25 protein-coding genes are annotated in these 24,590 nt (G+C 65.5%); all 25 read left to right on the top strand.

Annotated features, from left to right (window positions below):
* Nucleotides 1–90: 90 nt before the first annotated feature.
* The 25 genes from fliS (at nucleotide 91) to flhF (ending at nucleotide 24,539) form a co-directional block, all read left to right on the top strand.
* A complete protein-coding gene (fliS, locus tag OEJ36_RS14195) occupies nucleotides 91–471 on the top strand; it encodes a flagellar export chaperone FliS (protein WP_263402044.1) in 381 nt (126 codons plus the stop codon).
* A 13-nt stretch (nucleotides 472–484) separates the two neighbouring features.
* Entirely contained in the window at nucleotides 485–784 is a 300-nt protein-coding gene (locus OEJ36_RS14200; protein WP_184488937.1) for a flagellar protein FliT, read from the top strand.
* 222 nt (nucleotides 785–1,006) lie between these two features.
* Entirely contained in the window at nucleotides 1,007–2,479 is a 1,473-nt protein-coding gene (locus OEJ36_RS14205; protein ID WP_263402045.1) for a sigma-54 dependent transcriptional regulator, read from the top strand.
* A gap of 109 nt (nucleotides 2,480–2,588) precedes the next feature.
* On the top strand, nucleotides 2,589–3,803 hold the full coding sequence (locus OEJ36_RS14210; RefSeq protein ID WP_263402046.1) for a sensor histidine kinase: 1,215 nt from the start codon (nucleotides 2,589–2,591) through the stop codon (nucleotides 3,801–3,803).
* 4 nt (nucleotides 3,804–3,807) lie between these two features.
* On the top strand, nucleotides 3,808–5,235 hold the full coding sequence (gene fleR / locus OEJ36_RS14215) for a sigma-54-dependent response regulator transcription factor FleR (RefSeq protein WP_263402047.1): 1,428 nt from the start codon (nucleotides 3,808–3,810) through the stop codon (nucleotides 5,233–5,235).
* 233 nt (nucleotides 5,236–5,468) lie between these two features.
* Nucleotides 5,469–5,801: a flagellar hook-basal body complex protein FliE gene (gene fliE / locus OEJ36_RS14220; protein WP_021220596.1), complete on the top strand. Its 333-nt coding sequence runs from the start codon at nucleotides 5,469–5,471 to the stop codon at nucleotides 5,799–5,801.
* Nucleotides 5,802–5,816: 15 nt separating this feature from the next.
* Nucleotides 5,817–7,610 (top strand): flagellar basal-body MS-ring/collar protein FliF, encoded by a 1,794-nt coding sequence (gene fliF / locus OEJ36_RS14225; protein WP_263402048.1) that lies wholly within the window; start codon nucleotides 5,817–5,819, stop codon nucleotides 7,608–7,610.
* Nucleotides 7,603–8,619: a flagellar motor switch protein FliG gene (gene fliG, locus OEJ36_RS14230; RefSeq protein WP_263402049.1), complete on the top strand. Its 1,017-nt coding sequence runs from the start codon at nucleotides 7,603–7,605 to the stop codon at nucleotides 8,617–8,619. Before fliF ends, fliG begins: the two co-directional genes overlap by 8 nt.
* A gap of 10 nt (nucleotides 8,620–8,629) precedes the next feature.
* A complete protein-coding gene (fliH, locus tag OEJ36_RS14235) occupies nucleotides 8,630–9,454 on the top strand; it encodes a flagellar assembly protein FliH (protein ID WP_263402050.1) in 825 nt (274 codons plus the stop codon).
* Complete coding sequence (fliI, locus tag OEJ36_RS14240; protein WP_263402051.1) at nucleotides 9,444–10,802, top strand: flagellar protein export ATPase FliI; 1,359 nt, start codon at nucleotides 9,444–9,446, stop codon at nucleotides 10,800–10,802. The genes fliH and fliI overlap by 11 nt, the downstream gene beginning before the upstream one ends.
* A 6-nt stretch (nucleotides 10,803–10,808) precedes the next feature.
* A complete protein-coding gene (gene fliJ, locus OEJ36_RS14245) occupies nucleotides 10,809–11,258 on the top strand; it encodes a flagellar export protein FliJ (protein WP_263402052.1) in 450 nt (149 codons plus the stop codon).
* Between the two features lie 74 nt (nucleotides 11,259–11,332).
* Nucleotides 11,333–11,638 (top strand): STAS domain-containing protein, encoded by a 306-nt coding sequence (locus OEJ36_RS14250; protein WP_021220590.1) that lies wholly within the window; start codon nucleotides 11,333–11,335, stop codon nucleotides 11,636–11,638.
* 7 nt (nucleotides 11,639–11,645) lie between these two features.
* The gene (locus OEJ36_RS14255) at nucleotides 11,646–13,343 is read left to right on the top strand and encodes a fused response regulator/phosphatase (protein WP_263402123.1); all 1,698 of its coding nucleotides are present in this window, start codon (nucleotides 11,646–11,648) and stop codon (nucleotides 13,341–13,343) included.
* Between the two features lie 31 nt (nucleotides 13,344–13,374).
* Nucleotides 13,375–13,728 carry an Hpt domain-containing protein gene (locus OEJ36_RS14260; protein ID WP_263402053.1) on the top strand — a complete coding sequence of 118 codons (354 nt, stop codon included), beginning with the start codon at nucleotides 13,375–13,377 and terminating at the stop codon, nucleotides 13,726–13,728.
* A gap of 126 nt (nucleotides 13,729–13,854) precedes the next feature.
* Nucleotides 13,855–15,156, top strand: a complete 1,302-nt coding sequence (locus OEJ36_RS14265; RefSeq protein ID WP_411861008.1) for a flagellar hook-length control protein FliK — start codon at nucleotides 13,855–13,857, stop codon at nucleotides 15,154–15,156.
* Between the two features lie 200 nt (nucleotides 15,157–15,356).
* Complete coding sequence (gene fliL / locus OEJ36_RS14270; protein ID WP_021220586.1) at nucleotides 15,357–15,890, top strand: flagellar basal body-associated protein FliL; 534 nt, start codon at nucleotides 15,357–15,359, stop codon at nucleotides 15,888–15,890.
* Nucleotides 15,891–15,902: 12 nt separating this feature from the next.
* Nucleotides 15,903–16,874, top strand: coding sequence for a flagellar motor switch protein FliM (gene fliM, locus OEJ36_RS14275; RefSeq protein WP_021220585.1), 972 nt, complete (start codon nucleotides 15,903–15,905; stop codon nucleotides 16,872–16,874).
* Nucleotides 16,875–16,915: 41 nt separating this feature from the next.
* Entirely contained in the window at nucleotides 16,916–17,386 is a 471-nt protein-coding gene (gene fliN, locus OEJ36_RS14280; protein WP_021220584.1) for a flagellar motor switch protein FliN, read from the top strand.
* 4 nt (nucleotides 17,387–17,390) lie between these two features.
* Complete coding sequence (gene fliO, locus OEJ36_RS14285; RefSeq protein WP_263402055.1) at nucleotides 17,391–17,864, top strand: flagellar biosynthetic protein FliO; 474 nt, start codon at nucleotides 17,391–17,393, stop codon at nucleotides 17,862–17,864.
* Entirely contained in the window at nucleotides 17,864–18,619 is a 756-nt protein-coding gene (fliP, locus tag OEJ36_RS14290; RefSeq protein ID WP_263402056.1) for a flagellar type III secretion system pore protein FliP, read from the top strand. The genes fliO and fliP overlap by 1 nt, the downstream gene beginning before the upstream one ends.
* A 2-nt stretch (nucleotides 18,620–18,621) precedes the next feature.
* On the top strand, nucleotides 18,622–18,891 hold the full coding sequence (gene fliQ, locus OEJ36_RS14295) for a flagellar biosynthesis protein FliQ (RefSeq protein ID WP_021220581.1): 270 nt from the start codon (nucleotides 18,622–18,624) through the stop codon (nucleotides 18,889–18,891).
* Between the two features lies 1 nt (nucleotide 18,892).
* On the top strand, nucleotides 18,893–19,669 hold the full coding sequence (gene fliR, locus OEJ36_RS14300) for a flagellar biosynthetic protein FliR (protein WP_184488927.1): 777 nt from the start codon (nucleotides 18,893–18,895) through the stop codon (nucleotides 19,667–19,669).
* Nucleotides 19,670–19,744: 75 nt separating this feature from the next.
* Nucleotides 19,745–20,881: a flagellar biosynthesis protein FlhB gene (gene flhB, locus OEJ36_RS14305; protein WP_263402057.1), complete on the top strand. Its 1,137-nt coding sequence runs from the start codon at nucleotides 19,745–19,747 to the stop codon at nucleotides 20,879–20,881.
* Between the two features lie 163 nt (nucleotides 20,882–21,044).
* The gene (gene flhA, locus OEJ36_RS14310) at nucleotides 21,045–23,168 is read left to right on the top strand and encodes a flagellar biosynthesis protein FlhA (RefSeq protein WP_263402058.1); all 2,124 of its coding nucleotides are present in this window, start codon (nucleotides 21,045–21,047) and stop codon (nucleotides 23,166–23,168) included.
* Between the two features lie 15 nt (nucleotides 23,169–23,183).
* Nucleotides 23,184–24,539, top strand: a complete 1,356-nt coding sequence (gene flhF, locus OEJ36_RS14315; protein WP_263402059.1) for a flagellar biosynthesis protein FlhF — start codon at nucleotides 23,184–23,186, stop codon at nucleotides 24,537–24,539.
* Nucleotides 24,540–24,590 lie beyond the last annotated feature (51 nt).

The following is a 24,590-nucleotide window of genomic DNA, read 5'->3' on the forward strand; positions in this document are numbered from 1 at the left end:
GAAAAATGCTCAGCAGAAGGCTTAAAGCTCCCGTGAAACCAGCCGATATTATGGATATCGAAGAAACACCGGTTCACGAGGAGTTGCGAAATGAGAGCGATGTTGGCCATGAAGCAGTATCAGCAGGTGAACGTGCAGGCTCAGGTGTCTGACGCCAGCCCGCATCGTTTGATCCAGATGCTGATGGAAGGCGGCCTCGAACGCATGGCGCAGGCCCAGGGTGCGATGATGCGCGAGCAAGGTTCGCTGAAAGGCGAGCTGATCAGCAAATCCATCGGTATCATCGGCGGCCTTCGCGAGGCGCTGGACCCGTCTCGCGGTGGCGAAGTCGCGTCAAACCTCGACCGCCTCTACGAATACATGATCGCGCGCCTTATCCACGCCAACAAAGCCAACGACCCTGCAGTGCTCACCGAAGTGGCCGGCCTGTTGCGTGAAGTGAAGTCCGGCTGGGATGCCATTGCGCCCTGAGTAGGAGAGCAACATGAGCCACATCATGCTCAAGCAGATCGAAGAAACCCGCCTGGCCCTGGTCTCCGCATTCGAGAGCCAGGACTGGGAGAGCGTGAGCCAGCTCGACCGGCAGTGCCGCGATCAGGTGAACGTCGCGATGCTCGATTGCGCCGACATCGAGGAGGGCCTGCGCACACAACTGGAGGCCCTGATTGACGTCTACCGTCGCCTGACCGAGTCCTGCGCTCAGCAGCGCGACCAGGTGGCCAGCGAGCTGAGTAATCTCGTCCGCTCCAACCAGGGTGCCAAGGTCTATCAGCTGTTCGGTTGATGGCACCCCGATGCGGCACTGATGGCATATCGGTGCTGCATCCTCAGTCTCTTAGGCTTTCTGTCGATCTCCTCAAAAAAAGCACGCCATAAATTTGACTCTGTTCGCTTTTTTGACTTTACTAGTGGCCAATTGCCGTTGCCGATCGCGATATTGATGGCACCGGCTGCCCTTGTGCCGCTCTAACGTGGCATCAGTCCTCGAGCAAAGACCAGAACAAGCATGTGGCGTGAAACCAAGATTCTGCTGATTGACGACAACAGCGATCGCCGCCGTGATCTGGCGGTCATTCTGAACTTTCTCGGCGAAGAGCATCTGGCCTGCGCCAGCCGCGACTGGCGTGATGCCGTCGGCGCGCTGAACGCCACCCGTGATGTGCTTTGCATCCTCCTGGGCGATGTCGAGTCCAAGGGCGGCACCACCGAGCTGCTCAAGCAGGTCGCCACCTGGGACGAGTTCCTTCCCGTGCTGCTGATCGACCAGGCGGTTCCGGCCGACTGGTCCGATGAGGTGCGCCGCCGCGTGCTGGCCAGCCTCGAGATGCCGCCCAGCTACAACAAGCTGCTGGATTCCCTGCACCGTGCCCAGGTCTATCGCGAGATGTACGACCAGGCCCGCGAGCGCGGCCGCCAGCGCGAACCGAACCTGTTCCGCAGCCTGGTGGGCACCAGCCGTGCCATCCAGCAGGTGCGGCAGATGATGCAGCAGGTGGCCGATACCGACGCCAGCGTGCTGATCCTCGGCGAGTCGGGCACCGGCAAGGAGGTGGTCGCGCGCAACCTGCACTACCACTCCAAGCGCCGCGATGCGCCCTTCGTGCCGGTCAACTGCGGCGCCATCCCCGCCGAGCTGCTGGAAAGCGAGCTGTTCGGCCATGAGAAGGGCGCCTTCACCGGTGCCATCACCAGCCGTGCCGGGCGCTTCGAGCTGGCCAACGGCGGCACCCTGTTCCTCGACGAGATCGGCGACATGCCGCTGCCGATGCAGGTCAAGCTGCTGCGCGTGCTGCAGGAGCGCACCTTCGAGCGCGTGGGCAGCAACAAGACCCAGAACGTCGATGTACGCATCATCGCCGCCACCCACAAGAACCTCGAGCAGATGATCGAGACCGGTGGCTTCCGCGAAGACCTCTACTACCGCCTCAACGTCTTCCCCATCGAGATGGCCCCGCTGCGCGAGCGTGTGGAGGACATCCCGCTGCTGATGAACGAGCTGATCTCGCGCATGGAGCACGAGAAGCGCGGCTCCATCCGCTTCAACTCCGCCGCCATCATGTCACTGTGCAACCACGACTGGCCGGGCAACGTCCGCGAGCTGGCCAACCTGGTGGAGCGCATGGCGATCATGCATCCCTATGGCGTCATCGGCGTGACCGAGCTGCCGAAGAAATTCCGCCACGTGGACGACGAGGACGAGCAACTGGCCGCCAGCCTGCGCGAAGAGCTCGAAGAGCGCTCCGCCATCGGCGCCGGCCTGCCGGGCGTCAGCAGCCCGGCGATGCTTCCGCCCGAGGGCCTGGACCTCAAGGATTACCTGGGCAACCTGGAGCAGGGGCTGATCCAGCAGGCGCTGGACGACGCCGCCGGTGTCGTGGCCCGTGCCGCCGAACGTTTGCGCATCCGCCGCACCACCCTGGTGGAGAAGATGCGCAAGTACGGCATGAGCCGTCGCGACGACGAAATGGCAGAAGATTGACGCTGATTTCGTAAATACCTGTTTTACAAGGGTATTTTTTTAGGCACGGGTATTGCTATGTCTCTCTCGACTGACCGTCTCCTGACGGTTTGCCGAGCGAGAGAGAATCATGACCGCCAGTGCCAGCCCATCGCAGAAACCTGAGTCCGCCAGTGCGGCGCCCGTAGAAGAGGCCGGCAGAGCCAGCCTCGAACAGGCGTTCGCCATGTTCAACCAGATGTCCAACCAGCTGAGCGAGTCTTACAGCCTGCTGGAGGCACGGGTGACCGAGCTCAAGGGGCAGTTGGCTCTGGTCAGCGCCCAGCGCATGCAGGAACTGGCCGAGAAAGAACGCCTGGCCCTGCGCCTGCAAAGCCTGCTCGACCTGCTGCCCGGTGGCGTTATCGTCATCGACGGCCAGGGCGTGGTCCGTGAAGCCAATCCCGTGGCGCGCAGCCTGCTCGGCAAGCCGCTGGTGGGGATGCTCTGGCGCGAGGTCATCGCGCGCAACTTCGCTCCGCGCAAGGACGACGGCCACGAGATTTCCATGAAGGACGGGCGTCGCCTGTCCATCGCCACCCGTTCCCTGAACGGCGAGCCCGGGCAACTGGTGCTGCTCGCCGACCTCACCGAAACCCGTCTCCTGCAGGATCAACTGGCCCGCCACGAGCGGCTATCAGCCCTGGGGCGCATGGTCGCCTCCCTGGCCCACCAGATTCGTACGCCGCTCTCCGCTGCGCTGCTCTACGCCAGCCACCTCACCGAGCAGGTGCTGCCGGTGGAGCAGCAACAGCGCTTCGCCGGCCGCCTCAAGGAGCGCCTGCACGAGCTGGAACACCAGGTGCGTGACATGCTGATCTTCGCCCGTGGCGACCTGCCGCTGCCGGATCGGCTGAAACCGGTGATGCTCTTCGCCGCGCTGCGCTCGGCCGCCGAATCCCACGTCACCGGCCTTTCGGTGCGCTGGCAATGCGACGCCAGCGGCGGCGAGCTGCTGTGCAACCGCGACACCCTGGTGGGGTCGCTGCTCAACCTCATCGAAAACGCCATCCAGGCCTCCGGCCGCGATGTGCGCCTCAAGATCCACCTGTACAGCCGCGGCGGCACGCTGCGCCTGTGCATCAGTGACAACGGCCCGGGCATGGATGCCGCCACCCTGGCTCGCCTGGGCGAACCCTTCTTCACCACCAAAACCACCGGAACGGGCCTCGGCCTCGCGGTGGTCAAGGCGGTGGCGCGTGCGCACCAGGGCGAGTTGCTGCTCAGCTCCCGTCCGGGTCGTGGCACCTGCGCCACCCTGGTCCTGCCGCTGCTTGGCACGGCACAGCCGGTAATTCAGGAGTAACCCCATGACCGTCAAAGTTCTGTTGGTCGAAGACGACCGTGCCCTGCGCGAAGCGCTTGCCGACACCCTGATGCTCGGCGGCTACGACTTCCGCGAAGCGGACTGCGCCGAGGCCGCCCTGGTGGCCCTGGGCGAAGAGCCCTTCAGCATGGTGATCAGCGACGTCAACATGCCCGGCATGGACGGCCACCAGCTGCTCGCGCTGGTGCGCACCCGCTACCCGCAACTGCCGGTGCTGCTGATGACCGCCTATGGCGCCGTGGAGCGTGCGGTGGATGCCATCCGCCAGGGTGCCGCCGATTATCTGGTGAAGCCCTTCGAGCCCCGTGCGCTGCTGGAGCTGGTCGAGCGCCATGCCCTGGGGCGCGCCACGGCCGTTGAAGGGGAGGGGCCCGTGGCCCAGGAGCCGGCCAGCCTGCAATTGCTGGAACTGGCCGCCCGCGTCGCCCGCAGCGACTCCACCGTATTGATCTCCGGCGAGTCCGGTACCGGCAAGGAAGTGCTCGCGCGCTATATCCACCAGCAATCGCCGCGCGCCAGCAAACCCTTCATTGCCATCAACTGCGCGGCGATCCCCGACAACATGCTCGAGGCCACCCTGTTCGGCCACGAGAAGGGCGCCTTCACCGGCGCCATCGCCGCCCAACCCGGCAAGTTCGAACTGGCCGATGGCGGCACCATCCTTCTCGACGAGATTTCCGAGATGCCCCTAGGCCTGCAGGCCAAGCTCCTGCGCGTGCTGCAGGAGCGCGAGGTGGAGCGGGTCGGCGCACGCAAACCCATCGAACTGGATATCCGCGTGCTGGCCACCACCAACCGTGACCTGGCCGGCGAAGTGGCGGCGGGGCGCTTCCGTGAAGACCTCTACTATCGCCTCTCGGTCTTCCCCCTGGCCTGGCGCGCGCTGCGTGAGCGCCCGGCAGACATTCTTCCCCTGGCCGAGCGCCTGCTGGGCAAGCACGTCAAGAAAATGAACCATGCTCCGGTGCGTTTCTCCGCCGAAGCACGGCATGCGCTGATCAGCCACCCCTGGCCGGGTAACGTGCGCGAGCTGGACAACGCCATCCAGCGGGCGCTGATCCTCCAGCAGGGCGGCCTGATCCAGCCCCACGACCTGTGCCTCACCGCGCCCATCGGCATGGCCGTGGCACCGGTCTCCATGCCCCTGAGCCCGGTCGCCGCCGTGGTCTCGACCCCGGTCGGCATGCCCGTCAGCGCCGCCGCGCCAGCCGCGGTGGACGCCGCCGGCGCCTTGGGCGAAGACCTGCGTCGCCACGAGTTCCAGATGATCATCGACACCCTGCGTTCCGAGCGCGGCCGCCGCAAGGAAGCCGCCGAGCGCCTGGGCATCAGCCCGCGAACCCTGCGCTACAAACTCGCGCAGATGCGTGACGCGGGGATGGATGTGGAGGCGTATTTGTATGCCAGCTGACGCTGGAGTGCGCGCAAGCGCTTGAGCTGCAAGAAATCCGGTCTACCCAGCCTGGGTAGGCCTGCCTGTGCCTGCTACTTGAAGCTTGTAGCTTGACGCTTGCGACTGCTCTTAAGACTTGCCGCTTGAAGCTTGCTGCTTGAAGCTGCCTCATCTCACCTTGGCACCCTTGTTGCAACCTCCCCCACAAAGACCGCTCTAGCGTCAAAAAACTGCGGTCGCGGAGGAATGTGATGAGCCAGGGTGTCGAATTCAATCGCCTGATGTTGGAAATGCGCTCCATGCAGATGGAGGCCATGGCCCGTACCAAGCCCGTGGTCAGCGCTACGCCCGAGGTCAATGCGCCGAGCTTTTCCGACATGCTCGGCCAGGCCGTCAATAAGGTGAATGAAACCCAGCAGGCGTCCAGCCAGCTCGCCACCGCCTTCGAGACGGGCCAGAGCGGCGTCGATATCACCGATGTGATGATCGCCTCGCAGAAGGCCAGCGTGTCGTTCCAGGCCATGACCCAGGTGCGCAACAAGCTGGTCCAGGCGTATCAAGACATCATGCAGATGCCGGTTTAAGGGCAGGGTTGAGAAATGGCAGACGCGGCAACCGCTAACGTTCCGGCTCCGGCGGGCGAGCAGGGCGAGAAGAAACCTCTCTTCGGCCTGGCATTCCTGGAAAACCTTTCGCAGATGAGCATGCTGCGCCAGATCGGCTTGCTGGTCGGTCTTGCCGCCAGCGTGGCGATCGGTTTCGCCGTGGTGCTCTGGTCGCAGCAACCGGACTACCGTCCGCTCTACGGCAGCCTGAGCGGTATGGATGCCAACCAGGTGATGGAGGCCCTTAACGGTGCCGATATCCCCTACAAGATCGAGCCCAACTCCGGCGCCCTGCTGGTCAAGGCCGATGACGTGGCCCGTGCCCGTATCAAGCTGGCCGGCGCCGGCATCGCGCCCAACGACGGCAACGTCGGCTACGAGATCCTCGACCAGGAACAAGGCCTGGGCACCAGCCAGTTCATGGAAGCCACCCGCTACCGTCGTGGCCTGGAAGGCGAGCTGGCGCGCACCGTTTCCAGCCTGAACAACGTCAAGGGTGCTCGCGTGCACCTGGCCATCCCGAAAAGCTCGGTGTTCGTCCGTGACGAGCGCAAGCCCAGCGCCTCGGTGCTGGTCGAGCTGTACCCGGGCCGCTCCCTGGAGCCGAGCCAGGTGATGGCCATCGTCAATCTGGTCGCCACCAGCGTGCCGGAACTGGAGAAGGGCCAGGTCACGGTCGTGGACCAGAAGGGCACCTTGCTGTCCGACCAGCAGGAGCTTTCCGAACTGTCCATGGCGGGTAAGCAGTACGACTACACCCGCCGCATGGAAGGCCTGTTCACCCAGCGCGTGCACAGCATCCTGCAGCCGGTCCTGGGCAATGGCCGCTACAAGGCCGAAGTCTCGGCGGATGTCGACTTCAGCGCGGTGGAATCCACCGCCGAGATGTTCAACCCCGACCAGCCGGCGCTGCGCAGCGAACAGAAACTCAACGAAGAACGCCAGGCCGGCTCCGGCCCGCAGGGCGTTCCCGGCGCGCTGTCCAACCAGCCTCCGGGCCCGGCCAACGCGCCGCAGCAGGCCGCTCCGGCCGCCGCCGCCCCGGCCGTGGCACCCGGCCAGCCGATCCTCGACGACAACGGCCAGCAGATCATCGACCAGGCCACCGGCAAGCCGATGCTGGCGCCGTACCCGACCGACAAGCGTGACCAGACCACGCGCAACTTCGAGCTGGACCGCTCCATCAGCTACACCAAGCAGCAACAGGGTCGCCTGCGCCGGCTTTCCGTCGCCGTGGTGCTGGATGACCAGGTCAAGGTCAACGCCCAGGGCGAGACCACCCATGTGCCCTGGACCACTGACGAGATCGCCCGCTTCACCCGTCTGGTGCAGGACGCCGTGGGCTTCGATGCCAGCCGTGGCGACAGCGTAAGCGTGATCAACACGCCGTTCGTCGGCGGTGGCGACGAGGTGATCGAACTGCCGTGGTACGAGCAGGTCTGGTTCCAGATGCTGACCTCGGGTCTGAAGCAGCTGTTCCCGGCGTTGCTGATACTGATCCTGGTGTGGTTCGTACTGCGCCCGGTGCTCAACAATATCTCCGGCGGCGGCAAGGGCAAGGACCTGGTCGGCGGCGGTCGCGACGGCGACGTCGAGCTGGGCGAAATGGGTGGATTGTCCGGCGAGCTGTCCGATGATCGGGTGAGCCTCGGCGGGCCGCAAAGCATCCTGCTGCCGAGCCCGAGCGAGGGGTATGATGCACAACTGAACGCGATCAAAAGCCTGGTAGCCGAAGACCCGGGCCGCGTGGCCCTGGTAGTCAAAGAGTGGATCAACGCCGATGAGTGATAACCGCGCTCCCATCAAGCTGACCAAGGTGGACAAGGCCGCCATCCTGCTGCTTTCCCTCGGCGAGACCGATGCCGCGCAAGTGCTGCGCCACATGGGCCCGAAGGAAGTGCAAAAGGTCGGCGTGGCGATGGCGCAGATGCGCAACGTGCACCGCGAGCAGGTGGAGCAGGTGATGGGCGAGTTCGTCGAGATCGTCGGCGACCAGACCAGCCTGGGCGTCGGTGCCGACGGCTACATCCGCAAGATGCTCACCCAGGCCCTGGGCGAGGACAAGGCCAACAACCTGATCGACCGTATTCTCCTGGGCGGCAGCACCAGCGGCCTGGACAGCCTGAAGTGGATGGAGCCGCGCGCCGTGGCCGACGTCATCCGCTACGAACACCCGCAGATCCAGGCCATCGTGGTCGCCTACCTCGACCCGGACCAGGCCGGCGAGGTGCTCAGCCATTTCGACCACAAGGTGCGCCTGGACATCATCCTGCGCGTGTCCTCGCTGAACACCGTGCAACCTTCCGCACTCAAGGAGCTCAACCTGATCCTCGAGAAGCAGTTCGCCGGCAACTCCAGCTCCACCCGCACCACCATGGGCGGCGTGAAGCGCGCGGCGGACATCATGAACTTCCTCGACAGCTCGGTGGAGGGCCAGCTCATGGACTCCATCCGCGAGGTGGACGAGGACCTGTCCGGCCAGATCGAAGACCTGATGTTCGTCTTCGACAACCTGGCGGATGTCGACGACCGCGGCATCCAGGCGCTGATGCGCGAGGTGTCTTCCGATGTGCTGGTGCTGGCCCTCAAGGGCTCGGACGAGGCGATCAAGGAGAAGGTCTTCAAGAACATGTCCAAGCGCGCCGCCGAACTGCTGCGCGACGACCTCGAAGCCAAGGGCCCGGTCCGCGTCAGCGACGTGGAGACCGCGCAGAAGGAAATCCTCACCATCGCCCGCCGCATGGCCGAAGCCGGAGAAATCGTGCTCGGTGGCAAGGGCGGCGAAGAAATGATCTGAGGCGCGCCCGATGGCTACCAAGGAAGCACAGAGCGAGCTGATTCGCGCCAAGGATGTGAACGCCTTCGATCGCTGGTCCCTGCCCAGCTTCGATCCCGAAGGCCCTGCCGTGGTTGCCGAGGAGCCGGACGAGCCCGCCCAGCAGCCGGACGCGCCGGCGATGGCCGAGGCCGCGCCGGTCGCGGAAGCCCCGCAGGCCGTCGAGGATGTCGAGCCGGAGGCCGTCAAGCCGCTGACGCTCGATGAGCTGGAAGCGATCCGCCAGGACGCCTACAACGAAGGCTTCGCCACGGGCGAGAAAGACGGTTTCCACGCCGGCCAGATCAAGGCGCGCCAGGAAGTCGAGGTGGCCACCAACGCGCGCCTGGAGTCCCTGGAAAGCCTCATGGGCCAGCTCATGGCGCCCATCGCCGAGCAGGACCAGCAACTGGAGGAGGCCATGGTGCACCTGGTCGGGCAGATCACCCGGCAGGTCATCCAGCGCGAGCTGGTGATGGACTCCACCCAGATCCGCCAGATCCTCCGCGAAGCGCTCAAGCTGCTGCCCATGGGCGCCAGCAACCTGCGCATCCACATCAACCCGCAGGACTTCGAGCTGGTCAAAGCCCTGCGCGAGCGCCACGAAGAAACCTGGCGCATCCTCGAAGACGAGACCCTGCTGCCCGGCGGTTGCCGCATCGAAACCGAACACAGCCGCATCGATGCCAGCATCGAGACGCGCATGACCCAGGCGCTCAAGCAGCTCTTCGACCAGCAGCGCGAACAGAAGGTGCACACGCCACCGGCCGATATCGCCCTCGACCTGAGCCCGCCGGAACCGCCCCATGCGTCTTGAGCGGACGAGTTTCGCCAAGCGCCTGGGCGGTTACTCCGACGCCGTGCAACTGCCCACCCAGCCCGTGGTGGAAGGGCGCCTGCTGCGCATGGTCGGCCTTACCCTGGAGGCCGAAGGCCTGCGCGCCGCCATCGGCAGCCGCTGCCTGGTGATCAACGACGACAGCTACCACCCGGTGCAGGTGGAAGGCGAAGTCATGGGGTTCTCCGGCAACAAGATCTACCTGATGCCGGTGGGCAGCCTTGCCGGTATCGCCCCCGGCGCCCGCGTGGTGCCGCTGCCCGACACCGGCCGCCTGCCCATGGGCATGTCCATGCTCGGGCGTGTACTCGACGGCGCTGGCCGTGCCTTGGACGGCAAGGGCGGGATGAAGGCCGAAGACTGGGTGGCGATGGACGGCCCGGTGATCAACCCGCTCAACCGTGACCCCATTTCCGTGCCGCTGGACGTCGGCATCCGCTCCATCAACGGCCTGCTCACCGTCGGTCGTGGCCAGCGCCTCGGCCTGTTCGCCGGTACCGGCGTGGGCAAGAGCGTGCTGCTGGGCATGATGACCCGCTTCACCGAAGCGGAAATCATCGTCGTCGGGCTGATCGGTGAGCGGGGTCGCGAGGTCAAGGAATTCATCGAACACATCCTCGGCGAGGAGGGCATCAAGCGCTCCGTGGTGGTCGCCTCGCCCGCGGACGACGCGCCGCTGATGCGCCTGCGCGCCGCCATGTACTGCACGCGGATCGCCGAATACTTCCGCGACAAGGGCAAGAACGTCCTGCTGCTGATGGATTCGCTGACCCGTTTCGCCCAGGCCCAGCGCGAGATCGCCCTGGCCATCGGCGAGCCGCCGGCCACCAAGGGCTACCCGCCCTCGGTGTTCGCCAAGCTGCCCAAGCTGGTGGAGCGGGCCGGTAACGGCGAGAAGGGCGGCGGCTCGATCACCGCCTTTTACACCGTGCTTTCGGAGGGTGACGACCAGCAGGACCCCATCGCCGACGCCGCGCGGGGTGTGCTCGACGGCCACTTCGTGCTGTCCCGGCGCCTGGCGGAAGAGGGGCACTACCCAGCGATCGATATCGAGGCGTCCATCAGCCGGGTCATGCCCCAGGTGGTCAGCCCCGAGCACATGAAGATGGCCCAGCGCTTCAAGCAGCTGTGGTCGCGCTACCAGCAGACCCGCGACCTGATCAGCGTCGGCGCCTACGTCGCTGGCGGCGATGCCGACACCGACCTGGCCATCGCCCGGCAACCGGCCATGGCCAAATACCTCCACCAGGGGCTCAACGAAAGCGAGCCGCTGGCACAGAGCGTCGAGCGCCTCGCCGCGGTGCTGAACACCGGCAGCGCGGGTTGATGAACCATGGCCCGTGACCGCGCCGCGCGTCTCGCTCCCGTCGTGGAGATGGCGCAGAAAGCCGAACGCGATGCCGCCCGCCAGGTCGGGCATTGCCAGGGGTTGCTGGGCCAGGCCGAAGGCAAGCTCGGCGACCTCGAACGCTTCCGCTCCGACTACCAGCAGCAGTGGATCACCCAGGGCAGCCAGGGCGTTTCCGGCCAGTGGCTGACCAACTACCAGCGCTTTCTTTCGCAATTGGAAACGGCCGTCGCCCAGCAGACCCAGAGCGTGGCCTGGCACCGTGACAACCTGGCCAAGGCGCGGGAGGCCTGGCAGCAGCGCTACGCGCGGCTGGAGGGCCTGAAGAAGCTGGTGCAGCGCTACATCGACGAGGCGCGTGCGATTCAGGACAAGCGCGAGCAGAAACTCCTCGATGAACTCTCGCAACGCCTCATCGGGCGCGAGGAACGCTAAATCGCGGTTGCCGAGGCTCCAGGCGGGTGCTAAATCTTCTGCACGCGTTTACATTTCTGATCAAGGAGTCTTGCATGGCCATCACCTCGCTGCCTTCGAGCGACGGGCAAGAGCTGACCATCGTCATCCAGGGACGTTTCGATTTCGGGGCTCACCAGGAATTTCGCGACGCCTACGAGCGCGTGAGCATCAACCCCAAGCGCTATGTGGTCGACCTCAAGGGCACCACCTACCTCGACAGCTCCGCCCTGGGCATGCTGCTGTTGCTGCGTGACCACGCCGGTGGCGACAGCGCGCAGATCCGCCTGGTCAACTGCAACCCCGACGTGCGCAAGATCCTCGCCATCTCCAACTTCGAACAGCTGTTCCAGATTGCCTGACACCGCCATGTCGGCGCGCCTGTCCATTCTCATCGCCGAGGACAACGCGGCCGACCGCATGCTGCTTTCCACCATCGTCAACCGCCAGGGCCACCGCGCCCTGACGGCGGCCAATGGCTTGGAGGCCGTCGCGCTGTTCCAGCAGGAGCAGCCCGACATGGTGCTGATGGACGCGCTGATGCCGGTCATGGATGGCTTCGAGGCCGCGCGGCGGATCAAGCAGCTGGCGGGCGAGGAGCTGGTGCCGATCATCTTCCTCACCTCGCTCACCGAGAACGAAGCGCTGGTGCGTTGCCTGGAAGCCGGCGGCGACGACTTCCTCGCCAAGCCCTACAACCGCGTCATCCTCGAAGCCAAGATCAAGGCCATGGACCGCCTGCGTCGCCTGCAGGAGACCGTCCTGCACCAGCGCGACCTGATCGCCAAGCACAACGAACACCTGCTCACCGAGCAGCGGGTGGCCAAGGCGGTGTTCGACAAGGTGGCCCACTCCGGGTGCCTCAACGCGTCCAACATCCGTTACCTGCAATCGCCCTATGCGTTGTTCAACGGCGACCTGCTGCTGGCCGCGTACAAGCCTTCCGGTGGCATGCATGTGCTGCTGGGCGACTTCACCGGCCACGGCCTGCCGGCGGCCATCGGTGCCATGCCCCTGGCAGAAGTTTTCTACGGGATGACCGCCAAGGGCTACGGCATGGCCGACATCCTCCGCGAGATGAACGCCAAGCTGAAGCGCATCCTGCCGGTGGGTGTGTTCTGCTGTGCGACCCTGCTCAACCTCAGCTTCCAGCGGCGTGTGCTGGAAGTCTGGAATGGCGGCTTGCCCGACGGCTACCTGCGTCGCGCCGATGGCAGCCCGGTGGTGCCGCTGGTATCGCGGCACCTGCCCCTCGGGGTGCTGGAGCCGGCCCAGTTCGACGACAAGTACGAGGTCTACCCGATCGATATCGGCGATCGCGTCTTCCTCTGGTCCGACGGCGTGCTGGAAACCCGCAACGAGGCCGGCGAGCTGTTCGGTGACGAGCGCCTGCGGCGTGTCTTCGCCAGCAATACCGCGCCGGAGCAACTGTTCGACGAGATCCAGCGCACCCTGGCCGCCTTCCGGGGCGAGGCCCAGGACGACGTCAGCATGATCGAGGTGACCCTGGTCGAAGACCTCGAACAGCGCCCGCAGCTGGCGTTCACCGACAGCGGCCAGCTGAGCCCGCTGGACTGGTCGGCCAGCTTCGAATTCCGCGCCCAGACCCTCAAGCGCTTCAACCCCTTGCCCTTCCTCCTGCAACTGCTGCTGGAGGTGCAGGGCCTGCGCGACCAGGGCGGGGCGCTCTACACCGTGCTTGCCGAGCTGTACTCCAACGCCCTGGAGCACGGCGTGCTGGGCCTGGATTCCACGCTCAAGCGCGACGCCCGGGGCTTCGCCGAGTACTACCGCGAGCGCGCCACGCGCCTGGCCGGGCTCGAGCACGGTCATGTACGCATCCACCTCGAGCTGTTGCCGGTGGGCGAGGAGGGCGGCCGCCTGCTGGTGCGGGTCGAGGACAGCGGCAAGGGCTTCGATGCCCAGGCGGTGCTGGCGCGGGATATCGATACGTCGAGTCTGAGCGGGCGTGGCCTGACGCTGGTCAGACAACTTGCCGCGCGCTGCGACTTGCCGGAGGATGGCAGGGGCATCCGCGTGGAGTTCGTCTGGCCACGCCCATCCTGATTCCCATCGTGTCGTTCAAGGAGTGATCCGGTTGTCCGATCTGCATATCGACAATGGCGTACTGGCCGCTTTGCAGGAAGTCATGGAAGACGAGTACCCGGTGTTGCTGGACACCTTCCTGGTCGACTCGGAGGAGCGCGTACGCCTGCTCCACCAGGCCTGCGACCAGCAGGATGCCCAGGCATTGCGCCTCGCCGCGCACAGCTTCAAGGGCAGCTGCAGCAACATGGGCGCGCCCTTGCTGGCGACCCTGTGCAAGCAGTTGGAGGAAAGCGCCCGCCGCGAGCGCCTGGAAGACGCGCCGGACCTGGTCGAACGCATCGAGCGGGAGTTCGCCATCGTGCGCATCCTGTTCCGCTCCGAGCGCCAGCGTTACAGCTTCTGACGCGCTGATTGTCTTCGCGGCCGAAACTTGGCCCGCCCCTTGCAATCCCCCTGGCACGAACCAACCCCTCAGCGGAGAGTGCCCATGCCCGTGGCCCCCGATATTCTTCTGCAGGCGAACCCTGGCGTGAAGACGAAAGTGCAGGCGGCAAAAACCCAGGTCAAGACACCGGAACCCGTCAAGAACGCGGCTCCGAGCTTTGCCCAGGTGTATGCGAAGGAGCAGCAGGCAAAGCCTGTAGAGCGAAACGAGCCGGCGGCCAAGCCCGCCCGCGACAAGCCCGATGACACCCGCAAGGCGGACGATTCGGCGGACAGGCCGGCCAATGACAACACCGGCAAGCCGTCGACGGTTGCCGATAGCGGCAACGGCTTGCCGGCCGACCGCGACAGCGGGAAGGGCAGCGGCGGTGGTGGCGACAGCGCCGACGACAGTGTGGCCGCCAGCGACGGCACCCAGACCGAGGACCCGGTCATTGACCCGCTGCTGCTGATGGCCATGAGCGGCCAGATCGCGCCGCCCGTGATCGAGCCGCCTGCGCCGGAAGTCACCTTGCCCACCGGCTTGCCCAGCGTCGCGGCCACCGCCCAGGGGGCGGCCACGCTGGAGGTCGATGCCCAGGCAGACCCGCTGCAAGGCTTTGCCGGCATGCAGATCGGCCTGCAGACCGAGGGTGAGGGCGACCAGGTGCAGGTGGCGACCACCACCACCGTCACCACGCAGAATTCGGCCAATGCCGGGCAGAACTTCGCCAGCGCCCTGGCCGCCTTCGGTGACAAGACGGCGGAAACGGAAGAAGTCCCGGTGGATATCGAGTTGCCGGTGGCGGAACTCTCCGAGCAGCTCACCCAGGGCCTGGGCGAGAGCAAGTCGGAGATCCGCAGCGAAGTCCTTGACAGCCGCCTCAATGCCATCGGCCAGACGCTCAGTCAGCAGTCGGCCCTGGCCCAGCGCACGCCGGCCCTGGTGCCCGGCCAGCCGGTGGCGATGAATCAGGGTGGCTGGAGCGAAGCGGTGGTCGATCGGGTCATGTGGCTGTCCAGCCAGAACCTCAAGTCGGCCGAGATCCAGCTCGACCCGCAAGACCTGGGGCGCCTGGAAGTGCGCATCAACATGGGCCAGGACCAGACCCAGGTGACCTTCGCCAGCCCCAACGCCGGGGTACGCGAGGCGCTGGAGGGGCAGATGCACCGCCTGCGCGACATGTTCTCCCAGCAGGGCATGAACCAGCTGGATGTGAACGTCTCCGACCAGTCCCTGAACCGTGGCTGGCAGGGCCAGCAGAGCAATGAGGGCGGCAGCGGCCGAGGCAACGGCGGAAGCTCGCACCTCGGCGGTGGCGGCGACGAGGAGATCGCCGTCGGCATCAGCGAGATACGCAGCCCCACGGCAACTGGCGGGCGTGGCCTGGTGGACTACTACGCCTGATCCGCATCCCCGCAATCGTCATGTTCTAGACTGAAGGCGCCCGGTGGCTCGATAAAAAGCCACCGGGCGCCTTTTTTCGTGGGTGACAGCCGCCAAGGACACTGGTATATCCGCTGCGGCGTTTGGTGAGAAGCTGGCATAACACTTGCTCTCAACCCATTGAATGCGGGCATTAACCCGATCAGCGACGGAATTTTGGCATGGCGAAGAAAGAAGCGAAGGCGGATGCGGGCGGTGACGAAAAGCCCGCCGGCAAGAGCAAGCTCAAACTGATCATCCTGCTGACCGTGGTGCTGCTGGTGGTCGTGGGTGCCTCGGTCGGCGCGACCTGGTTCCTGCTGGGCCGTGGTGGCGACGCCAAGAAGGATGAGAAGAAGGACGAGGCCGCTGCCGAGCACGCCGCTCCGGTCAAGCAGATCGCCCTGTACGAGCCCCTGGCGCCGGCCTTCGTGGTCAACTTCAACCAGAACGGCCACCAGCGTTACATGCAGGTCACCGTGGCCCTGATGGGGCGCGACAAGGCCGAGATGGATGCGCTCAAGGAGCACATGCCGGTGGTGCGCAACAAGCTGGTGATGCTCTTCTCCAGCCAGACCTTCGACACCCTGGTCACCCCGGTGGGCAAGGAAATGCTGCGCCAGCAAGCCACTGCCACCATCCAGGAAGTGGCCAAGGCGCAGACCGGCAAGGTGGCGGTCGAGCAAGTGCTGTTCACCAATTTCGTATTGCAGTAGCAGGGGAGACCCATGGCAGTCCAAGACCTGCTTTCCCAGGACGAGATCGATGCGCTACTCCATGGCGTGGACGATGGCCTGGTCGAGACCGAGAACGAAGCGGAACCCGGGAGCGTCAAAAGCTACGACCTGACCAGTCAGGATCGCATCGTCCGTGGACGCATGCCGACCCTGGAGATGATCAACGAGCGTTTCGCCCGCTATACCCGCATCAGTATGTTCAACCTGCTGCGCCGTTCCGCCGACGTGGCGGTAGGGGGCGTGCAGGTGATGAAGTTCGGCGAGTACGTGCACTCGCTGTATGTACCCACCAGCCTCAACCTGGTGAAGATGAAGCCGCTGCGCGGCACCGGCCTGTTCATCCTCGACGCCAAGCTGGTGTTCAAGCTGGTGGACAACTTCTTCGGCGGTGACGGTCGTCACGCGAAGATCGAGGGTCGCGAATTCACCCCCACCGAACTGCGCGTGGTGCGCATGGTGCTGGACCAGGCCTTCGTCGACCTGAAGGAAGCCTGGCACGCGGTGATGGACGTGAACTTCGAGTACATCAACTCCGAGGTGAACCCGGCGCTGGCCAACATCGTCAGCCCCAGCGAAGTGATCGTGGTCTCCACCTTCCACATCGAACTCGATGGTGGTGGCGGCGACCTGCACATCACCATGCCCTATTCGATGATCGAGCCCATCCGCGAGATGCTCGACGCCGGCTTCCAGTCCGATGTCGACGACCAGGACGAGCGCTGGATTAAGGCCCTGCGCGAAGACATCCTCGACGTCAGCGTGCCGGTCGGTGCCACCGTGGTCCGCCGCCAGCTGCGCCTGCGCGACATCCTGCACATGCAGCCGGGCGACGTGATTCCGGTGGAAATGCCCGAGCACATGATCATGCGCGCCAACGGCGTGCCGGCCTTCAAGGCCAAGCTGGGCGCCCACAAGGGCAACCTGGCCCTGCAGATTCTCGATCCGATCGACCGTCAGCGCTGACGGTCGACCCACCCCCTATTTGAGCCAGCCGAGGTCAACCGATGGCAGACGAAGAAAGCACCACCCCCGAGGAACAGGCGCTCGCCGATGAATGGGCGGCGGCCCTGGCCGAGGCGGGCGACGAGGCCAGCCAGGACGACATCGACGCACTGATGAACCAGGGCGGCGGAGCGGCGGCACCGGCCAACCCCCGGGCACCGATGGAAGAGTTCGGCAGCATGCCGCGCTCCAACGCACCGGTGAGCCTGGATGGCCCCAACCTCGATGTCATCCTCGATATCCCGGTGTCCATCTCCATGGAAGTGGGCAACACCGACATCACCATCCGCAACCTGCTGCAGCTCAACCAGGGCTCGGTGATCGAGCTGGACCGCCTGGCCGGCGAGCCGCTGGACGTGCTGGTCAACGGCACGCTCATCGCCCATGGCGAAGTGGTGGTGGTCAACGAGAAGTTCGGCATCCGCCTGACCGACGTGATCAGCCCCAGCGAACGCATCAAGAAACTGCGCTGACGCCATGGGACGACTCCTGATCGCGCTGTTCTGCCTGCCCCTGACGGCGTTCGCCGCAGAGCCGGCAGCGACCGCCTCCGCCACCCCGGCCGCCGTCGCCGCGCCTGCCGTGGCTGCCGCTCCGGTGGTCAATGCCGGGGGCGGCGTCGCGGCGCAGCTCGGGCAGCTGACCATCGGCCTGTTGCTGGTGGTCGGCGTCATCTTCGTGCTCGCCTGGCTGCTGCGCCGGGTCCAGCAGTTGGGTCCCCGTGGCGGCCAGGTGATCAAGCTGGTCTCCAGCCAGGCGCTGGGCCCGCGTGATCGGCTGGTGCTGGTGCAGGTGGGCGGCGAGCAGATCCTCCTGGGCCTCACGCCCGGCCGCATCACCCCGTTGCATGTGCTCAAGGAGCCGGTGCACATGCCCGACGCCGAGCCTGCCACCCCCGAATTCGCCCAGCGCCTGATGGAGCTGCTGGGCAAGGACAAGGACAAGAGCTGATGGGTTACTGGCGCATCCTGATCGCCCTGCTGCTGGCATTCGCGGCACCCCTGGCGCTGGGCGCCGACGATCCGTTGTCGATCTCCGCCATCACGATGTCGACCAACGCCGAAGGCCAGCAGGAGTACTCGGTCAGCCTGCAGATCCTGCTGATCATGACGGCGCTGAGCTTCATCCCGGCGTTCGTCATGCTGATGACCAGCTTCACGCGGATCATCATCGTCTTCTCCATCCTGCGCCAGGCGCTGGGCCTGCAGCAGACGCCGTCGAACCAGATACTCACCGGCATGGCGCTGTTCCTGACGATGTTCATCATGGGGCCGGTGTTCGACCAGGTGAACCGCGACGCCCTGCAGCCCTACCTCAACGAGCAGTTGCCGGCCCAGGAGGCGATCAAGCGCGCCGAGGTGCCGGTGAAGAACTTCATGCTGGCGCAGACCCGCTCCAGTGACCTGGAGCTGTTCGTACGCCTGTCCAAGCGCACCGACATCCAGTCGCCCGACGCCGCGCCGCTGACCATCCTGATCCCGGCCTTCGTCACCTCGGAGCTGAAGACCGCGTTCCAGATCGGCTTCATGATCTTCATCCCGTTCCTGATCATCGACCTGGTGGTGGCGAGCGTGCTGATGGCGATGGGCATGATGATGCTGTCGCCGCTGATCATCTCGTTGCCATTCAAGATCATGCTGTTCGTGCTGGTGGATGGCTGGGCGCTGATCATCGGCACCCTGGCCGGAAGCTTTGGAGGGGTTTAGCCATGACACCCGAAGTCGCCGTCGACCTGTTCCGTGAAGCGCTGTGGCTGACCTGCGTCATCGTCGGCATCCTTGTGGTGCCCAGCCTGGTGGTGGGCTTGATCGTCGCCATGTTCCAGGCCGCCACGCAGATCAACGAACAGACCCTGAGCTTCTTGCCGCGCCTGCTGGTGATGCTCATCTCGCTGATGTGGGCCGGGCCCTGGCTGACCCGCGAGCTGATGGAGTACATGACCAACCTCTACCACAACATCCCCATGTTGATCGGCTGACATGCTGGAGCTGACCACAGCGCAGATCGGCGGCATGGTCGGCAGTTACCTGTTGCCGCTGTTCCGCATCGCCTCGCTGCTGATGACCATGCCGCTGATCGGCACCCAGCTGGTGCCGACCCGGGTGCGCCTGTACCTGGCCCTCGGCATCACCGCGGTGATCGCCCCTTCGCTGCCGCCCATGCCCCCGGTGGACGCCGTCACCCTGCAGGCCTTCCTGCTGATCGCCGAGCAGATACTGGTGGGTGCGGTGATGGGCTTCGCCCTGCAGCTGTTCTTCCACGCCTTCGTCGTCGCCGGACAGATACTCGCGGTGCAGATGGGCCTGGGTTTCGCTTCCATGGTCGACCCCACCAACGGCGTCTCTGTGCCGGTGATCGGGCAGTTCTTCACCATGCTGGTGACCTTGCTGTTCCTGGCCATGAACGGCCACCTGGTGGTGTTCGAGGTGCTCGCCGAGAGCTTCGTCACCTTGCCGGTGGGCGGGGGGCTGATGGTCGAGCACTACTGGACCCTGGCCACCAAGCTGGGCTGGGTGCTCGGCGCCGGCCTGCTACTGGCGCTGCCGGCGATCACCGCGCTGCTGGTGGTCAACATCGCCTTCGGCGTGATGACCCGCGCCGCGCCGCAATTGAACATCTTCTCCATCGGCTTCCCGCTGACGGTCGCCCTGGGCCTGGTGATCATCTGGATCGGCATGGCCGACATCCTCTCCCAGTACCAACTTCTCGCCACCGACGCCTTGCAGCTCCTGCGCGAGCTGGCGAGGGCGCGCTGATGACCTCCCGCTGCGGCTGCACGCCGCCCATTACCCGTCCCGGTCGGTTAGCCGGGCCTTCTGCCGAGGTGCGCCATGGCAGAAAGTGAGAGCGGGGCGGACAAAAGCGAAGAACCCACCGCGAAACGCCAACAGGAGGCGCGCGAGAAGGGGCAGATAGCCCGTTCCAAGGAGCTCAATACCCTGGCCATCACCCTGGGTGGGGCAGGGGGCGTGCTGGCCTCCGGCGGCGGCCTGGCGGACATGATGATGCGCATGATGCAGGCCAACTTCACCCTGCCGCGCGAAGCGCTGATGGACGAGCGCAGCATGGCGCTGTGGCTGTTGCAGTCCGGGCAGATGGCGCTCTCGGCCATCACCCCGTTGCTGGTGACGCTGCTCATCGTCTCCCTGGTGGCGCCCATCTCCCTGGGCGGCTGGCTGTTCTCATTCGAGGCCCTGGCGCCGAAATTCAGCCGCATGAACCCGCTGTCCGGCATCAAGCGCATGTTCTCCATGCACGCGGTGGTGGAGCTGCTCAAGGCATTGGGCAAGTTCGGGCTGATCCTGATGGTGGCGCTGATGGTGCTGTCCTCGGATGCCGACGATCTCCTGGCCATCGCCCACGAGCCCCTGGAGCAGGCCATCCTGCACAGCGTCCAGGTGGTGGGCTGGAGCGCGGTGTGGCTGGCCTGCGGGCTGATCCTCATCGCCGCCATCGACGTGCCGTACCAGCTCTGGGACAACAAGCAGAAGCTGATGATGACCAAGCAGGAAGTGCGCGACGAGTACAAGGACAGCGAGGGCAAGCCCGAGGTCAAGTCGCGCATCCGCCGCATGCAGCGGGAGATGGCCGAGCGCCGCATGATGTCCGCCGTGCCCGAGGCCGACGTGGTGATCACCAACCCGACCCACTTCGCCGTGGCCCTGAAGTACGACCCGGCCAAGGGCACCGCGCCGCTGCTGCTGGCCAAGGGCAACGACTTCACCGCGCTGAAGATTCGCGAGATCGCCCAGGAGCACAAGATCACCGTGCTGGAGTCCCCGGCCCTGGCGCGGGCGGTGTTCTATTCCACCGAGCTGGACCAGGAAATCCCCGCCGGCCTGTACCTGGCGGTGGCCCAGGTACTGGCCTACGTCTACCAGCTCAAGCAGTTCCGTGCGGGCAAGGGCAAGCGTCCTTCGCCACTGACGGAGCCGCCGATCCCCGCCGACCTGCGTCGCGACGACTGATCCTGCGCGCCCTTGCCTGTAGGCAAAGGTCGCCGCGCAACCCTCTGCACCTCAACCTCCGGGAAGTTGGTGAGCTTCTTGCACAAGCCCTGCTGCGCGCATCCGCGCGTCAAAAGATTGAATGGGCGAGGGCTGTGTTTCGCCACTGCTTGAGGGTAGAGATTTGGATCGTTCGCAACTGATCGGCAACGTGCGCGGCAATGTCGCCAGCCTGTCCCGGGGCAACCTGGGGGTGCCGCTGCTGGTGCTGATCATGCTGGGCATGATGATGTTGCCGGTGCCGCCGTTCCTTCTGGACGTGTTCTTCACCTTCAACATCGCACTCTCCATCGTGGTTTTGCTGGTCAGCGTCTACGCCCTGCGCCCGCTGGACTTCGCGGTCTTCCCCACCATCCTGCTGGTCTCGACCCTGCTGCGCCTGGCGCTGAACGTGGCCTCCAGCCGCGTGGTGCTGCTCCACGGCCAGGACGGTCACGACGCCGCTGGCAAGGTGATCCAGGCCTTCGGTGAAGTGGTCATCGGCGGCAACTACGTGGTCGGTGCGGTGATCTTCGCCATCCTGATGATCATCAACTTCGTGGTGGTCACCAAGGGTGCCGGGCGTATCTCCGAGGTGAGCGCACGCTTCACCCTGGACGCCATGCCCGGCAAGCAGATGGCGATCGACGCCGACCTCAACGCCGGCATCATCGACCAGGCCGAAGCCAAGAAGCGCCGCGCCGAAGTCTCCCAGGAAGCCGACTTCTACGGCTCCATGGACGGTGCCAGCAAGTTCGTCCGCGGTGACGCCATCGCCGGCCTGCTGATCCTCTTCATCAACCTGATCGGTGGCATGGCCATCGGCATCATCCAGCACGGCCTGACCTTCGGCGACGCCGGGCGCATCTACTCCCTGCTGACCATCGGTGACGGCCTGGTGGCGCAGATCCCCTCGCTGCTGCTGTCCACCGCCGCCGCGATCATGGTGACCCGCGTTTCCAGCTCCGAAGACATGGGCCAGCAGGTCAACCGCCAGATGTTCGCCTCGCCCAAGGCGCTGGCCGTTTCCGCCGCGATCCTCGTCGCCATGGGCCTGGTCCCGGGCATGCCCCACGTGCCCTTCCTCGGCCTTGGCCTGATCGCCGCCGGCGGTGCCTGGTGGATCTGGCGCAAGAGCCAGAAGGAGAAGGAAGTGGCTGTCCAGGAAGCGCAGCGCCAGCAGGAACTGCTACCGGCCCAGCGTGCCCCGGAAACCAAGGAGCTGGGCTGGGACGACGTCACCCCGGTGGACATGGTCGGCCTGGAAGTCGGCTACCGCCTGATTCCCCTGGTGGACCGTAACCAGGGTGGCCAACTGCTCACCCGCATCAAGGGCGTACGCAAGAAGCTGTCCCAGGAAATGGGCTTCCTCATGCCTTCGGTGCACATCCGCGACAACCTCGACCTGCTGCCCAATGCCTATCGCCTGACCCTGATGGGCGTCAGCGTGGCCGAGGCGGAGGTCTACCCGGACCGCGAGCTGGCGATCAACCCCGGCCAGGTGTTCGGCACCCTCAACGGCATCGCCGCCAAGGATCCGGCGTTTGGCCTGGAGGCCGTGTGGATCGACGGCAGCCAGCGTGACCAGGCGCAGTCCCTCGGCTACACGGTGGTGGACGCCAGCACCGTGGTCGCCACCCACCTCAACCAGATCCTGCACAAGCACGCCCACGAGCTGCTGGGGCACGAAGAAGTGCAGCAGCTCATGCAATTGCTGGCCAAGAGCTCGCCCAAGCTGGCGGAAGAGCTGGTTCCGGGCCTGGTTTCGCTGTCGACCCTGCTCAAGGTGCTGCAGGCGCTGCTGCAGGAACAGGTACCGGTGCGCGACATCCGCACCATCGCCGAGGCCATCGCCAACGTCGCACCGAAGAGTCAAGATCCCGCCGCGATGGTGGCGGCGGTTCGCGTGGCGCTGAGCCGCGCAATCGTGCAAAGCATTGTGGGACTAGAGCCGGAGCTGCCTGTGATCACCCTGGAGCCCAGGTTGGAACAGATATTGCTCAGTAGCATGCAGAAGGCCGGACAAGGCTCCGAGGATGGCATCCTCCTGGAGCCTGGCATGGCCGAGAAGCTGCAACGTTCCCTGGTGGAAGCGGCGCAGCGCCAGGAAATGCTCGGCAAGCAGGCCATCCTGCTGGTAGCCGGGCCGATCCGGGCGATGCTGTCGCGCTTCGCAAGGCTCGCCGTGCCAACCATGCACGTGCTGGCCTACCAGGAAATACCGGACAACAAGCAGGTCACCATAGTCTCGACTGTGGGGCAGAACTAACCGAGGTCACAGGCCATGCAGGTCAAACGCTTCTTCGCTGCGGATATGCGCCAGGCCATGAAACTGGTGCGGGACGAACTGGGCGCGGATGCCTCCATCATCGGTACCCGTCGGGTCGCCGGTGGGGTGGAGATCACCGCCGCGCTCGACTATCCCATGCCGGCTCCCGCGCCGAGCAAGCCCAACCCGGCCCTCGAAGCCGAGCTGCGCCGTACCCAGGCCCGCATCGCCGAGGCCCATGCCGAGCTGAGCAACCGCGGTGGCCAGGCCGACGCCGGCAAGAACCGCCAGCTGGTTGCCGACCGTTCGGACGTGTCTGCGGAAAGCCTTGCCGCCGCCATGCGCCCGCAACGCACCGAGCGTGCCAGCGCCTCGCCGGTGGCGGCACCTGCTGCCCAGCCGAAGGCCCCCGCACCGGCCGCCGCCGACCAACGCAGCCTGGATGCCATGCGTTTCGAGCTCAACGGCCTGCGTGAACTCATTGAAGTCCAGCTGGGCTCCATCGCCTGGGGCCAGATGCAGAGCCGCCGTCCGCAGCAGGCCGGCCTCTGGCGTCGCCTGCAGCGCATGGGCCTGTCTGCTGAATTGTCCCGTGCCCTGATGGAGCGTGTCGCCTCCGTCAAGGATCCGCGCCAGGCCTGGCGCATGGTCCTGGCCCACCTGGCCCACGCCATCCGCACGCCGCAACAGGAGCCGCTGGAAGAGGGCGGTGTGATCGCCCTGGTCGGCCCCGCCGGGATGGGCAAGACCACCACCCTGGCGAAGCTGGCTGCGCGCTACGTACTCAAATACGGCGCCCAGCAGATCGCCCTGGTGAGCATGGACAGCTACCGCATCGGCGCCCAGGAGCAACTGAAGACCCTCGGCCGCATCCTCAACGTGTCGGTGACCCATGTCGATCCCGGCCAGTCCCTGACCCAGGCGCTGGCTCCGCTGGCGCGCAAGCGTGTGGTGCTGATTGACACCGCAGGCCTGCCGGCGACCGATCCTGCGCTTAAAATGCAGTTGGAAACGTTGGCCAGCCGCGGTGTCAAAGCCAGGAACTATCTGGTGCTGGCTGCAACGAGTCAGAGCCAAGTGCTAAAGGCGGCCTACCATAGTTATAAGCGTTGCGGTCTTTCTGGCTGCATCCTGACCAAGCTCGACGAAGCGGCGAGCCTGGGAGAGGTTTTAGGACTGGCTATCGGCCAGCATCTCCCGGTAGCCTATCTCGCTGACGGGCCTCGGATTCCGGATGATCTGCAGATCCCCCGCAGCCACCAGCTGGTGAGCCGTGCAGTGAGTCTGCAGACGCCGGAGGACCCCAGCGAAGAAGCCATGGCCGACCTGTTCGCCGGGCTGTACCAGAACCCGGCCCGCCGAGTCGGATAGAACCCCAGCCACTCCGGATGAGTGGCACGAGCCCGCCAAGTGGCCCAGTCG

The organism is Pseudomonas sp. PDM13 (assembly GCF_025685765.1).
Lineage (GTDB): Bacteria > Pseudomonadota > Gammaproteobacteria > Pseudomonadales > Pseudomonadaceae > Metapseudomonas > Metapseudomonas solani.

Bases quoted from the DNA above. Each gene is read 5' to 3' on its own strand.
- fliS (WP_263402044.1), top strand. From the start codon at position 91: ATGAGAGCGATGTTGGCCATGAAGCAGTATCAGCAGGTGAACGTGCAG.
- OEJ36_RS14200 (WP_184488937.1), top strand. From the start codon at position 485: ATGAGCCACATCATGCTCAAGCAGATCGAAGAAACCCGCCTGGCCCTG.
- OEJ36_RS14205 (WP_263402045.1), top strand. From the start codon at position 1,007: ATGTGGCGTGAAACCAAGATTCTGCTGATTGACGACAACAGCGATCGC.
- OEJ36_RS14210 (WP_263402046.1), top strand. From the start codon at position 2,589: ATGACCGCCAGTGCCAGCCCATCGCAGAAACCTGAGTCCGCCAGTGCG.
- fleR (WP_263402047.1), top strand. From the start codon at position 3,808: ATGACCGTCAAAGTTCTGTTGGTCGAAGACGACCGTGCCCTGCGCGAA.
- fliE (WP_021220596.1), top strand. From the start codon at position 5,469: ATGAGCCAGGGTGTCGAATTCAATCGCCTGATGTTGGAAATGCGCTCC.
- fliF (WP_263402048.1), top strand. From the start codon at position 5,817: ATGGCAGACGCGGCAACCGCTAACGTTCCGGCTCCGGCGGGCGAGCAG.
- fliG (WP_263402049.1), top strand. From the start codon at position 7,603: ATGAGTGATAACCGCGCTCCCATCAAGCTGACCAAGGTGGACAAGGCC.
- fliH (WP_263402050.1), top strand. From the start codon at position 8,630: ATGGCTACCAAGGAAGCACAGAGCGAGCTGATTCGCGCCAAGGATGTG.
- fliI (WP_263402051.1), top strand. From the start codon at position 9,444: ATGCGTCTTGAGCGGACGAGTTTCGCCAAGCGCCTGGGCGGTTACTCC.
- fliJ (WP_263402052.1), top strand. From the start codon at position 10,809: ATGGCCCGTGACCGCGCCGCGCGTCTCGCTCCCGTCGTGGAGATGGCG.
- OEJ36_RS14250 (WP_021220590.1), top strand. From the start codon at position 11,333: ATGGCCATCACCTCGCTGCCTTCGAGCGACGGGCAAGAGCTGACCATC.
- OEJ36_RS14255 (WP_263402123.1), top strand. From the start codon at position 11,646: ATGTCGGCGCGCCTGTCCATTCTCATCGCCGAGGACAACGCGGCCGAC.
- fliL (WP_021220586.1), top strand. From the start codon at position 15,357: ATGGCGAAGAAAGAAGCGAAGGCGGATGCGGGCGGTGACGAAAAGCCC.
- fliM (WP_021220585.1), top strand. From the start codon at position 15,903: ATGGCAGTCCAAGACCTGCTTTCCCAGGACGAGATCGATGCGCTACTC.
- fliN (WP_021220584.1), top strand. From the start codon at position 16,916: ATGGCAGACGAAGAAAGCACCACCCCCGAGGAACAGGCGCTCGCCGAT.
- fliO (WP_263402055.1), top strand. From the start codon at position 17,391: ATGGGACGACTCCTGATCGCGCTGTTCTGCCTGCCCCTGACGGCGTTC.
- fliP (WP_263402056.1), top strand. From the start codon at position 17,864: ATGGGTTACTGGCGCATCCTGATCGCCCTGCTGCTGGCATTCGCGGCA.
- fliQ (WP_021220581.1), top strand. From the start codon at position 18,622: ATGACACCCGAAGTCGCCGTCGACCTGTTCCGTGAAGCGCTGTGGCTG.
- fliR (WP_184488927.1), top strand. From the start codon at position 18,893: ATGCTGGAGCTGACCACAGCGCAGATCGGCGGCATGGTCGGCAGTTAC.
- flhB (WP_263402057.1), top strand. From the start codon at position 19,745: ATGGCAGAAAGTGAGAGCGGGGCGGACAAAAGCGAAGAACCCACCGCG.
- flhF (WP_263402059.1), top strand. From the start codon at position 23,184: ATGCAGGTCAAACGCTTCTTCGCTGCGGATATGCGCCAGGCCATGAAA.